Source organism: Verrucomicrobiota bacterium (assembly GCA_038744685.1).
GTDB lineage: Bacteria > Verrucomicrobiota > Verrucomicrobiia > Opitutales > Puniceicoccaceae > Puniceicoccus.
Genome location: JBCDMB010000003.1, coordinates 107170 through 119599 on the forward strand (window position 1 = coordinate 107170; position 12430 = coordinate 119599).

The window sequence follows — 12430 nt, forward strand, 5'->3', positions numbered from 1 at the left end:
ACCAGCAAATAGAAATCCCTCGCAACCATTCGCAGCAGCCCCTAACTCTCGACCTCATGCCGCCGTTCTTCAAAAAGGTCAGTCGATACCGCAGGATCGTCGCTGTTGGCCCAAGGCATTCAGGGAAATCCGTTCTTCTCGCTTCACTTCTTGATCACCTGAGGAAAGATCCGGCGAGGTTCCTTCGGACAACTGACGAGTGGATTCGACACCAGGTGGTGCCTTATCCGGGCGACTTCCCCGCGCTACCACTGGACCGAATCTTAAAGGAAGCTTCTGAAGCGGCGCTTTGGCCGGAAGTAACCGTGAAGCCAGCAGCTTTGCGTTTCTCCGCTCAAAACCGAAAGGCGTGGAAGCGTGATCTCGTTTTGGATTTTATCGACTTCCCTGGAGAGAATCTAGCCGACTTTCTCGGCCAAGGAGATTTTCAAGCCTGGAGTGATCGAGTCACCGATCTTTTCCCAGACCCTCTTGACCCACCTTCGGTCGAGGGGATGGCTCAACTTAGAAAAGCTGAATCAGAGAACGCGAGTCCCGAATCCCTAGCCGAGATCTACGCAAAAGTCGTGGTGGAGGCTACCCGAAGAGGTCGATATCTCACGACGCCAGCCAGCCTCTGCTCCCGCGTCTTTGAAACATCTTCCACCAGTGAGAACGAAGATTTTGCACCACTGAAAAACGGGAACAGAAACAGGAATTTTCTTTCGAAATTCAACGCCTATCAGGAATGTTACGTTCGGCCCCTGGAGAAGTTGATCGCGAATGCAGACGCTCTAATCATCCCGATCGATGTTGGCTGGATTCTCTCCGGTGGACCTTCCGTTCTTAGAGACCAACACGCGCTCCTCTCTTCTCTCGGCGAGCTTCTGGCTCGCCTTGATTCGATATGGGCAAGACTAGCCTCCTTCCTCGGACGCTCATTCACTCCAGTAGATGATTCCAAATTCCCGGGAAGGCTCAGCAGTATCGTACTCGTCGCCACGAAAATCGACCTGTTCCGACCAGAAGACCGGTCCCGTCTCGAAGATCTAGTGCGAGCACTCGGCGAACCAGTCATTCGAGGGGCCGGATTTCACGGAATCCAAGTTCTTTACACGGCTTGCTCGGCGGTCCGCTCGACAACAGACAGTCCTTCGGCAGACGGATCACTGAATGGTTTCCGAGAAGGAAAACCCGTTTCTGTCACTCCTCCGAAAATTCCCGAACGGTGGCCGGACCAGTGGGACCCCAAGGATTTCCGCTTCCCTCGCCTAGACCCAAGAATTGCCCGAAACGGCCTTTACCCTCCGGCCCACATCCATCTGGATCGGGTGGTTAGATCGATTATTGAGGCCTAGGCCAGCGCCCAAGGCCTCAGATAAAACGCCAAGACGAAAACAAAAAAAAGCCCAGCCTCCTAGATGGCTGGGCTCCGAGTTAGGTAAGTGAATAGACCCCCTAGGAAGCGACCCGCCGGCGACGCGTTAGAACGAGAACACCCGCTCCGATTGCCGCGAAGAAGGAGAAGACTGAAGGCTCTGGAACGGCTGTCGGAGAAAAAGTATCACCCGAGTTCAACTCAAGGGCCAAAATCGTTGTGCTGGTTCCGGACATTGTCCACTGAATATCATATTCTGTGATAGGGTCGGTATAGCTGGCGAGATCCCACATGAATGAAAACTCTTTGATCTCCGAATCTCCGAAACCTGTGTCCTCCACACCTAAGGTTCTTTCAAAGAAGTAGTCCGTGTTGTTTGCGAAAACATCCCCGCCGTTAAGAGTCAAGATAGGTAAGCCATCGATCCATCCATCGCTACCTTGACCGATCCGGACTTGGAAAATGATCGTTTCAATGTCAGGAATTAAGTTCGTGTCAAAAACGTTGTGCGTTGCTGGAATGTGAGGACCGATAAAACTAAAAGGTGCTCCGTATATCGAAATCGTAGCCGGGTAACCGTTCCCAGAGATCTTCCCGAAGGCCGCATCACCCGTTGGGTCATCGTCGTCACTTTCTGCCGTGCCAAACGTCAAGACCGACTCAATTGCTTCGGGCCAAGGCGTGTCTCCAGGAAATGATCCAAATCCGTCACCAGCACCAGCGTTAACAGAGGCAATCTGTGGATTGCTGATGGTGAGGTTGTCCCACTCGTCGTAATCAGTGACGCCTGTCAAGGATACGTCAATAAATCCGTTAGCGACCACCGGGATCAGAGCCAGTACCAAAATGCAGTTGGTATCCTTTAAACGAACTTTCATGTCTCTTCTGTTTTTCGATATTTATGTTGATTCTGTCTAAAGCTCTTGAGACTCAATCCCAACTGTTGAGATCGTCAAGCTTAATGAGGAGGTTTTCCAAGCTTTTTTCTTAACGCCTTACAGGAAAGGTACTGCTGCTGGTCGGATTCAATCCTCCACGTCTGAAAATCACTATTCTGATCCTTTCCACCTGATCTCTGGCCAAGTTAGGGAGTTTATCCTATGAGAGCTAATCGTCTCGATTCCAGCTGCTAAAGTTAGGATCATCGTAGATAGAAGCCTGATTCGACCACCTCCTCATATCCCGGATTTCCTCCTCGCTTAGAAACGCGGTGCTTCCGTCAAGATGAGAAACTACCGCTTCACCGCCGAACTCGAGAGATAAATGACCCATACTCGCTGGAATTTCAGGATCATATGAACCCCAAGCAACAGTCCCAGGAGATTGTGGGGGAGTGACTCTAAAAAATCCTACTGGTTCGTCAAAAAAAGGGGTAGATCCTCCGATAGATGCTGCAAAGACGATCAGATTGGACGGGTTGTGTGCATCCTCCGGCCGCAGGACCCAGAAGTTGCGGGGAAGAGCTGGATCCCTTACGAATCGCCCGCTAGGTGAATACCCTGGATCAGAGCGCCGACCATCCTGGTGCCCACCGACAAAAGTAGAATTGATCCCAAACGACGGATTCAGACTCACAGCGTACGGGCTCTCCTTTGCAAATTCATCGTAAAACCTTAGGTGATCAGAGACAAAAAGGCCCCTCACCCCTCCATCCATATATTCTGCAAGCCTCCATGGGTACCGTTTCGCCTCTTCACTTGCGGGATGAAGCCTGCGTCCACCAGGGACGATAAGGATCTCGCCTACGTTCGCGTAGCCCGGAAGAAACTGGCCGTTATTTTCAAGGGGCGTCAGAAGATATGCTTGGATGAGTGATCGAGCTCCGGCTTTAACCTCAACTTTCTCTGCGCTACTTCTGGCTGAGCTTACTCCTGCGGCAATGATTCCGCTTAGCAAGCCGATGATTGCAATTCCGACCAAAAGCTCTATCAAAGTAAATCCTTCGCCACTGTGTTCTTTGTTTCGGCAAAACATCAGTTTTTTCCTCCAAAAAATTACTGTGTCCAAATGATCTCAATTCGTACAAAAACGGAGTCAGTGTCAGGATCCGGCGAGAGAATCTTGGCAGTGACCGTTTCCGTTCCGTCTCCATTGAACACTGGGTTTGGCTGTTCCTCAGTGTAATCGATTCCAGTCCCATCTCCGTTGTAGTTCCACGTGACCAAATCCGTTGATACCTGCACTCGATAGACGAGATCGGTTGCTCCCATCTGTCGCCGGAAAACGTAGAATACCTCACCTTCAGAATTAACCACTAATTTTGGAGTGATCCTGTCTGCGTCATACACCTCTGGAAACCCTCCGAAAGCATACTCCATTATATTGGGGAAAGGATCTCCATCGGGGTTGGCGTTCGCAGGAGATCGTTGGCTGTAAGGCGGGTTTGGTATCATAAACGCGGGCGTAATGGTGTCTGTCATCCACGCAAAATAAGTCTCAGGGGAAAAGACGCCCCTAACGGTTGGATCCTCATCGAGAATAACTGTCTCGAACTCGTTGTCTCCCGACAGGTCCCCCGTCCAACCCACAAATTTAAACTCGAAGCCTTCCACAGCGGTAACCTCAACAGTATCTCCAACTTGATATACTATGCGGGGTTCGCTTTCGCCCGCCTTGTTGTGGAGGACTTGGTAAAAGCCAGAAAATCCAGAATTCGCCGTGATATCAAAACGAACACCGTCAAGGTAGCTCGTCGGAGTCCCAAGCGTGTCCAACGACAGGTCCCAAAGACTGAGAGATGATGAAGCAGACTCAAAAATAACAAAAAAATCATAAATTGAAGTGCCAGAAAGGTCCCATTCCCAAGCGGTAAAAGTTTGGGCGAAGAGACCAGCACCCAACTGCAAAAAACCCGTTCCGGTGGGCGCTGGTGCCTCAATAAGTAGACCATCTGCACTTTCTCGATAGAGCAATGAAGCACTCTCGATGTCGGGCACGCTTCCTACAGATGAGGTTTGAAACAAAACTGAGGAAACGTCGAATTCTGGAGCCCCATAGGTTAGGAACGTCAGTGGTGAATTAAAATCATATATACCTCCTGACGAGGTGATTATAGCCCCTGGAGCTCCGATTTGGTAGAGCCGGGCGTCTAATTGAACAGTGCCTTCGACAGGAAACAAATTAACAGGATTCCCTTCATCGGACGGTGGAACATCTGAAGTGCCACCCGCCTCTGGAATCTCAAATTCTGTGTATGGATCTACAAATGAGCGAGTCCAAGCCGCATTTTCACTGACACCACCCTCAGGGATCACAGGTTCAACAATGATTCCATTCACGCTCAGACTCCCGGTGGTTAAAGTCCACAGAGTCCCTAGCTTAACACTAGCCTTTCTTAAATCCATTCTTTTGCCTTTCAACCAATCCCTCTGCTCCAAAATGTTGAGCCGCTCTTCGCTGCTTCAGCGACTCATCAGACGATGCATAATTCCTCTATTCAGGAATACAAAGGGGAATCAGTCTCAATATCAACAAAGACTGTCCGAAATTTTAAGGCTGCCCATCTAATCGGCCGATTTCCTCAATTCATTTCCTTGGCACCCAAGAGAACTAGTGAATTCCCCTAGTCGAATTCTTGGAAATCAATAGGCGTTAGCTAGACTGAAGGCAAAAGAAATAAGGGCTCTGAGCAGATTAACCTAGAGACAGGATTTTGAAGCCTGGTTGCTGTCCAACGCTCCTCCAACCTCTGTAACTAACATCATGAGAAATCCAGTCCTCTGGAAAATGCGCCGGATGATCACGAAGACGCCATCTTCAAGATCCAATCATACTCACTCTTCCGAACAGGAGTAATGGAGAGACGATTTCCGCGTTGAAGAATTCTCATTTCCTTGAGCGACTTGGTCTCACGCATTTCGGCGAGGGTGACCATACGTGAGAATTTTTCGACAAACTTTACGTCCACAAGAATCCAGCGGGGATTCTCCGGGTCGGATTTAGGATCGTAGTATTTTGCCTTTGAATCAAAAGCGGTTGGATCCGGGTAGGGACCAGATACAATCTCGGCCAACCCTACCACCCCTGGTTCCTTACAGTTTGAGTGGTAATAAAGAACCCGGTCGCCGATCTCCATCTCATCCCGCATAAAATTGCGGGCTTGGTAGTTGCGAATGCCATCCCACGGCTCGACGCCTCCTTTCGCATTTTTCAAATCATCGATGGAAAAATCATCCGGCTCCGATTTCATCAACCAATACTTCATAGGAAGAGGTAAAGCACTCTCCGCACGACAGAGCAACCTTCTCTCTTCAAGAGAAAGGGTAACCTCCAAACTGAGTTCGTCCCCAAAACGGTTTCTGGAGGGACATCGGCCCCGATGTCCGCATCTCCGGCCGGGCGCAAGAAAGACGCCGAGGCCGGCGTCCCTCCAACAACTACCTACGGACAACCCTTCGTCCTACGTTCCACTCCTCAAAATCTCCTCATACCCTTTGCGAAAGCCGGGAAAGGATGGCTTCCAAGAGCTCTCTGCAAGTGCTTTGTCAATCCGCACGCGCCGGTTTGGTGGACCCCCCGCCCGATTCACCGTCATTCTTCGACCCCCTACTGCGTTCGGATCAAAAACCGGCGGCGGCAGTCCCAAGGTCTCGGCGATCCATGAGGCCACTTCTTCTTTGGTTGATGGGTTTCCGTCGGATATGTTGAACGCCTTTCCACAAACTCCCTCGTCACTCGCAAACCGCACTACCGCAGAAACGATGTCATCGAGATAGATCAGGTTGAGGTAGTAGTCACCCCGTCCCGGCAAAACCGTCGCACCACTCCGTAAGCTATCCAACAGGTAATGGCGTGTAGGTCCATAGATCCCGGCAAGACGCAGTACCACGCTGCGATCCGCAAGCGCTGAATCGCCGAGAAGCACCTCCTCCGAGTCGAGAAGGATTTGCCCTGATTCCGGCAGATCGCCCCCTGCGTCTTCCTCCCGCACCTCCCGCCCGTCCGAAAACGGATAGACAGTCGTTGAGCTCGTGTAAAGGATGCGACCCGGTTGCGCAGAACGCGCCCACTTCGCCAAAGACTCATTCCCACCGATATACGACTTTCGATAGCCCTCGATTCCACCGCCCGCCGAGCTCACGCAATTCAGAGCGATCTCTGGCTCTCTGGGGACCTTTGTGTGCCACAAATCTGAATCTACCTCCGCGACCACGCCAACAAAGTTAGGGTTTTCGATCGATGCGAGGATCTCCTTGTTTCGAGAAACCCCGAATACCCGCCGGCCCTCTGTAAGCCACTGCCTCGCAACTGCACACCCAACATAACCACAGCCAAGGATCACTCCATCCCCACCCTTTTGATCTACAGCCATTCTAACTTCTTTCGTTGATTGGTTCGTCGCTTTTTCCCGTGACAACACGCCCTCTCCAGCAAAACGCAAATGCAAAGGTGAACGCAGTGTTGATCAAAGGAACCCACGTCCATCCCAATTCAATCCAGCCCTGCTCTGTCGAAAGGAGAAGGCCGCCTGAAAGCGCCGCTCCAATGACCATCGCAAGGAGATTTCCCCGGTCAGAGCCTCTAGGGGAGCGAGCAAGCAAACCCAGAAGAAAGATTCCCAGGAGAGACCCATAAGTAATGCCGGCGATCTTAAATCCAAGGAAAACCAAGCTCTGTTCATAGCCATCCAAGAGGATCGCAACTCCAGCCAGAACGACTCCGAAAACCACTATTCCCAATCGCGAAAACCAAACAGAACTCCGAAAACGATCTCCCAAAATGTCGTAAGCCACCGAAGAGCTGAGTGCATTCAATGCCGAATCCAGACTCGACATCGCCGTAGCCAGAATCCCAACGAAGAGCAAGGCACTTAGACCGGACGGAGCCACTTCAGCTATAAACCAAGCAAAGACATTATTCGCGCCCACCTCATCGGGTATAAGAATCCCCTCCCTTCCCATCCAGAGATAGAGTGCCACTCCAACAAGGAGAAAGAGACCCGCCACCGGTATACCTAGAAACCCGCTCAATATCACGCTCCAGCGAGCCCGTCCCACGGATCGGCAGGTGAGCATTCGTTGCGTGAGATCCTGATCACATCCAAGGGCCGCCGTCGTCATTACCAACCCATTCAGGCAGGCGAGATAAAAAAGGTTCCAATCACCGAACCAGGAAGATCCTTCTGCAGGCGTCCAGTAAAAGATCCGGAGCTTCTCTTGCTCCGAAGCCTGCTGCCAGAAGTCTGTCCAACCAATTTCACCAAGGAAATAGGTAAAAACCGCAATCCCTCCACCGATGAAAACCACGGCTTGGATGCAATCGGTCCAGACGACGGCCCGAATCCCTCCGGAAGCTGTGTAGATCAAAGCGACGGTGGTGAATACGAGAACGGATACCCAAACCGGGACACCAAAGAAAAGGGCTAAACCACCTGCCGCCAGTGAAAGCCGGATCGCGGATGCGTTGATCCGGGTGACCAGGAAAAAGACGGCACCTGTCTTGTGAGACGTCGGACCGAATCGATTCCCGAGGAATTGGTAGATCGACACACACTGAAGCCGGTAGAACGCTCCGAGGAACAAAAATGCGACTACAAATCGGGCCGCAAGCGATCCGACACCAAACTGCAAGTAACTCAAGTCTCCCTCAAACCCAGCGCCGGGCACCCCCAAAAACGTAAGGGCGCTAATCTCGGTTGCGGTGATGGAAAGCAGAACGGCCGGCCACGGAATGTTCCGACCCCCTACATAAAAATCCTCAACCCCCTTCTGCTTCCGCGAGGTCCACCAACCCCCAAAAAGGATCGCAGCAAAATACACCGCAACTACCGCGATCTCCAATAGACCAAAAGACACCATAGGATCGGTGGAGAAAAGCAGTGAAGATCATGAGAGACGACTCAATTCAAAGAACTCATTGAGGGACCCCGCGGACGCGGGGCCCGGGATTCCTGCAGGACGCAACGAAGACGCCGAGGCCGGCGTCCCTCCAAAACGAGATCCATGGAGGGACATCGGCCCCGATGTCCGCATTCCATTGCCATCAACCAAAATCTCTTCAATAAAAAGATTGTGCCTTCAAACGACACAAAAAACGAAAATCCACGGCGCAAACGCCCCGCACATCATCCTCCAATTACAAGGTTCAATTGCTCGATCCTGATTTTCGTCACCATTTGCACTCAGTCCCGAAGGGCAAGCCTCGCCAATCCTACTGCTTTGGAAGCGTTTCGAAAAACGTTCGCTAAAACGGATCGCTGGATCGTTGGCAAATTTATGCTAATGCCCGATCACGTTCACTTCTTTTGCTCACCCGCACAAGATCCTCCCATGCCCCTTAAGAACTGGATCAGCCACTGGAAACGGATCTTTACGATGAATATCCGAAAGACGAATTCACTCTTCATGTGGCAAAGGGATTTCTGGGATACGCAGATGCGGAGTGGGGAGAGCTACTCAGCAAAATGGAATTACGTTAGAGAGAATCCTGTTCGAGCGGGGCTCGTATCAGAACCAAACGACTGGCTTTACCAAGGCGAGTTGAGTCAATTGTCTTTCTCATAGGATTTACGCGAGAAATAAACCATGGAGGGACATCGGCCCCGATGTCCGCGCTCCCAGATGGATGCAACAAAGACGCCGAGGCCGGCGTCCCTCCATAGAGGATTGCCGATCGAAAACCTCATCCTCCCAGAACAGCTCCCACACTCTCTCCTATAAAGACCTCAATCCTCTCCAGCAAAGGCTCACCTGCATCCTCGAACACGTAATGGCCGGCATTTTCGTAACGCTCTACCTCCGCATTTGGCATCCTTTGGATCCATTCATTGAGAAACACCTCATCAAAGCAAAAATCTTTGAGCCCCCAGGCCAGTAGGCAGGGTTTGGTCGCCAAATTCTTCAAACCTTTCTCCGCTTGAAGAATTGTCTTCCAAGTTGGATGACTTCTCCGCCATGGAATATCTTCGACAAACCGAGAGACGACGCGGCGCGATTTTCTTTCTCTCCAAGGAAATAGAAAACCATCTTCCACTGCTTCAGCCAATGGGTTCACAACTCCCTGCCGTGCAGCACCAATCGCAAACGCATTGAACTGTTCCATCAAAATCCGGCCGAGCAAAGGAACCCGGGCCAAACGGATCTGCCACGGCATACGATGGACTGGAAAGGCAGCGGTATTGAGAAAGACTGTCGCCAGTATTTTCTCTGCCTGAAGACCAGCCCGGTGGGCTCCAATCGCCCCACCCCAATCGTGAGCGACCAGCGCGTAGCGGTTTACACCCAATTCGCTAAGGACCATTCCAAGATTGTCCGAATGCTGCTCCATTCGTAGCGGAGCCTTCTGGGGATCGGACAAACCACACCCTTGGTGGTCTACAGCGATACAACGATAGGAGGATCGGAGCCGAAGGATCAGGTCTCGAAACAGGAACGACCAAGAGGGGTTCCCATGAACCATTACAACAACAGGACCTTCTCCTTCATTGACCACCGACAGCTCGCCGGTCTTCACCCGGACCCTCCTCGGCGTGAACGGATAAAGCAACCGGAGGGAAGGCGGGACTTCCTCGACCACCATCCCCTACCGTTCGAGAATCTCTACCTCGTAGCCGTCAGGATCAGTAATGAAGGCCATCTTGCTTCCGCCGCTGGTAAATTTCTCTTTCCAATTCTCCGGCCAGATCTCAACACCCTCGTCTTCCAGCTTTTGGCAATGCTCGACGATATCATCCACCCCGATGCAGGTATGCATCAGATCTTCAGGAAATTCGACTTTGAAATCCGGGGAGTAAGTCAGCTCCAGCATGTGCGCATTCCCCGGAAGCTCGAGGTGGGCGATCTGATTGCCCGCCGGGGACTTGTCGTTCCGCTTCGCCACCACGAAACCGCAAGTCTTAGAGTAGAACTCAATCGACTTTTCCAGATCGCTTACGCGAATTCGAGTGTGGAGGAATCGTATACCCATACCGTGAAGTAAGTCTCATGCCCGGAGAGGTTGCCAGCGGAAATTGCTCTAAACGTTCGATTGGAGTAACACCAAACCCGCGGGATAACCGAGCCCTGTAGCACGAAGGCGATAGCCATTGTAACCAGCTAGGCCAAAACTCGGCGTCGCCACCGCCAGCTGTTACTGCGTAAACCAGAAAACAAACCAAAGAGTCTGGTTCTCGCCGCCGAGGCCTAGACTTTCTATGAAAATGAGACACAAACACAAAAATTGCTTGCACAACAATAGATTTGGATTGTTTCTATTGCATATGAAGATGGACAAAGCTTCTTTCATTTCGGCATGTGTTGCTGGATTTTCAATCACCAGTAGTTTCGGAATGGTTAATCCTCCTTTCATTGAGACTTTTGACACCAACGACTCTGGTTGGCTGGATGGTGATTCTGGAACTCCAGATTATTTTTCTTCGGATGGTGTTGGAGACTCTGGATACATTTCCTTCAGCCCGGCCTCTTTTACTACAGGCACGACTGGTCCAGGGGGCTTTGGTGACCCTCTAGCCATCTTGATGCGCGGAAACGCAGGTAGTGCTAGTGGCGATGCGTTCGTGGGAGATTGGATCACAGAAGGGGTAACTGAAATCTCGGTAAACGTTCGTCACAATTTTGGATCGGATCTAAATTTTTACGCACGTCTCAACCGTGGTTTCGGGCAAGCTGCTAGCACCGCGAACAACGCTGTCTACTCAATCGCCCCAAACACTTGGACAAAAATAACACTTCCCATCGAAGACAGTAATCCCCCTTTCTTGTCGTATGGTGGCGGAACGTTTGGTTCGGTGTTTTCTGACCTCAATGATCTTCAATTTGGTTTGTATCTACCTGCATCCACAGCCTTTGATTCTCTGAAATTCGACATAGACAACGTTAGCGTGGTCCCTGAACCGAGTTCTTATGCACTGCTCTCTGGCCTTATCGTTGGAGTGGGGGTCCTACTACGCAGACGCGGAAGACAAATAAGATCATAGGTTTCTCAGAGCCTCTCGAGAGACATCAACACTATCATGTGTAAATTTCCTATCCAAAGTGGATAGGAACCATTTCTCATTCAACCATACGATGGGAACCAACGCCTTTGAATGATTTCCATGCGTTGAACCCGAACGGCTGACCCCCTTGGAAATTATCCTAGGAATTCGGAAAGCTGAGCCAGACGGCCTGTGTCTCGGCCCAGTGCGATCCACACTGAATCAGTCAATAGAAATCGCGAAGAAATAGACAAGGAGGACTACTGGCCAAAGCCTTCAAACCAACTCAGCCTCGACGGCTTTCCGCGCTTGTTTCGCCATTTTGACCATCGTCATGTGAGCGTCGTGAGAGTCTGCTAGCGGCTTTCTAAAGGGGATTTCTAACTCCTCTCCGTTATCAACTTTAATTTTCATCGATTCGTGGGTGATGTCCTCGAGGGACGCCGAATCCGCTTCCCGTTGCGCGAAGTGCTTCACATAGAGGAGCACGGCGTCGCTGTGATCCTCGTTCATGTGATTGACCATGCGCTGAACCACCTCCGGGCTCAATGGCTCGGCGTTTTTCTTGATCATTTTGTGACCTTTACCGTCGATGCCTTTGACATGCTCGACCACATCCAGGTTTTCACCGGTCACGTCAAATGCTCTACCAAAACCGACGACTAGACGCCCTTCCGATGGCCTTAGGCGGATCAGGTGAAAATCAGCCATTCCCATTAAAGCCCTCACCACCCCACCGAGTTCAGTCTCAAATTCGACCATCGCTGCCTTCCATGGCTCTGAGTCGCGCTCGATTTCCTCAGCCTCGCATTGAAAAGTCACCCGTTTACGAGCGAAAAGCTGCTTCGCCGTTTTCTCATCTTCAATCACCATGAGCGATGCGGTCTTCTGCTCGCGAATGTTCTGGGTGTGAGCCGACATCTCGCTCACGTAGATGAAGAAGTCACGATTGGCTGTGTGGATCGCAGGCGTGTAGCTCACTTCCGGAACACCAGAAGCACTCACTGACCCTACCATCACGCTCTTGTAGTCCTTGAGCAGCTCCTCGTATTCGTGAAGTGCGGATTGCTCCGGCGAAAGTTTAGCAGTGGTGGCCATGGGTAAACCCAGAAGCAAATCCGGTGCCGTGGCAAACAGTTCTTTTGAAGCCCCGGATGAAC

12 protein-coding genes are annotated in these 12430 nt (G+C 51.3%); 3 read left to right on the top strand and 9 right to left on the bottom strand.

All coding sequences use genetic code 11. The annotated features are described in order from the left end of the window. Nucleotides 1-56: 56 nt before the first annotated feature. Nucleotides 57-1337 carry a YcjX family protein gene (locus AAGJ81_02855; GenBank protein MEM0965079.1) on the top strand — a complete coding sequence of 427 codons (1281 nt, stop codon included), beginning with the start codon at nt 57-59 and terminating at the stop codon, nt 1335-1337. A 100-nt stretch (nt 1338-1437) separates the two neighbouring features. Here the strand turns inward: AAGJ81_02855 and AAGJ81_02860 are convergent, their stop codons facing one another. The 6 genes from AAGJ81_02860 to AAGJ81_02885 form a co-directional block, all read right to left on the bottom strand. Continuing rightward, nucleotides 1438-2235, bottom strand: a complete 798-nt coding sequence (locus tag AAGJ81_02860; GenBank protein MEM0965080.1) for a hypothetical protein — start codon at nt 2233-2235, stop codon at nt 1438-1440. 229 nt (nt 2236-2464) lie between these two features. After that, on the bottom strand, nt 2465-3331 hold the full coding sequence (locus AAGJ81_02865; protein ID MEM0965081.1) for a type II secretion system protein: 867 nt from the start codon (nt 3329-3331) through the stop codon (nt 2465-2467). Nucleotides 3332-3351: 20 nt separating this feature from the next. Beyond that, nucleotides 3352-4701 carry a hypothetical protein gene (locus AAGJ81_02870; protein ID MEM0965082.1) on the bottom strand — a complete coding sequence of 450 codons (1350 nt, stop codon included), beginning with the start codon at nt 4699-4701 and terminating at the stop codon, nt 3352-3354. A 395-nt stretch (nt 4702-5096) separates the two neighbouring features. Next, nucleotides 5097-5561 (bottom strand): EVE domain-containing protein, encoded by a 465-nt coding sequence (locus AAGJ81_02875; protein ID MEM0965083.1) that lies wholly within the window; start codon nt 5559-5561, stop codon nt 5097-5099. Nucleotides 5562-5756: 195 nt separating this feature from the next. Continuing rightward, on the bottom strand, nt 5757-6668 hold the full coding sequence (locus tag AAGJ81_02880) for an NAD-dependent epimerase/dehydratase family protein (GenBank protein ID MEM0965084.1): 912 nt from the start codon (nt 6666-6668) through the stop codon (nt 5757-5759). A 1-nt stretch (nt 6669) separates the two neighbouring features. Next, nucleotides 6670-8154 (bottom strand): hypothetical protein, encoded by a 1485-nt coding sequence (locus AAGJ81_02885; protein MEM0965085.1) that lies wholly within the window; start codon nt 8152-8154, stop codon nt 6670-6672. Between the two features lie 144 nt (nt 8155-8298). Here AAGJ81_02885 and AAGJ81_02890 point away from each other — a divergent pair, with 144 nt between their 5' ends. Continuing rightward, complete coding sequence (locus AAGJ81_02890; GenBank protein ID MEM0965086.1) at nt 8299-8859, top strand: transposase; 561 nt, start codon at nt 8299-8301, stop codon at nt 8857-8859. 118 nt (nt 8860-8977) lie between these two features. Here the strand turns inward: AAGJ81_02890 and AAGJ81_02895 are convergent, their stop codons facing one another. Both AAGJ81_02895 and AAGJ81_02900 read right to left on the bottom strand, forming a co-directional pair. Then, the gene (locus AAGJ81_02895; protein ID MEM0965087.1) at nt 8978-9874 is read right to left on the bottom strand and encodes an alpha/beta fold hydrolase; all 897 of its coding nucleotides are present in this window, start codon (nt 9872-9874) and stop codon (nt 8978-8980) included. Nucleotides 9875-9877: 3 nt separating this feature from the next. Next, on the bottom strand, nt 9878-10261 hold the full coding sequence (locus AAGJ81_02900; GenBank protein ID MEM0965088.1) for a VOC family protein: 384 nt from the start codon (nt 10259-10261) through the stop codon (nt 9878-9880). Between the two features lie 298 nt (nt 10262-10559). Between AAGJ81_02900 and AAGJ81_02905 the strand changes: the two genes are divergently transcribed. Next, nucleotides 10560-11270 carry a PEP-CTERM sorting domain-containing protein gene (locus AAGJ81_02905; protein MEM0965089.1) on the top strand — a complete coding sequence of 237 codons (711 nt, stop codon included), beginning with the start codon at nt 10560-10562 and terminating at the stop codon, nt 11268-11270. A 276-nt stretch (nt 11271-11546) separates the two neighbouring features. Here the strand turns inward: AAGJ81_02905 and AAGJ81_02910 are convergent, their stop codons facing one another. Continuing rightward, nucleotides 11547-12368, bottom strand: a complete 822-nt coding sequence (locus tag AAGJ81_02910) for a DUF2470 domain-containing protein (GenBank protein ID MEM0965090.1) — start codon at nt 12366-12368, stop codon at nt 11547-11549. Nucleotides 12369-12430 lie beyond the last annotated feature (62 nt).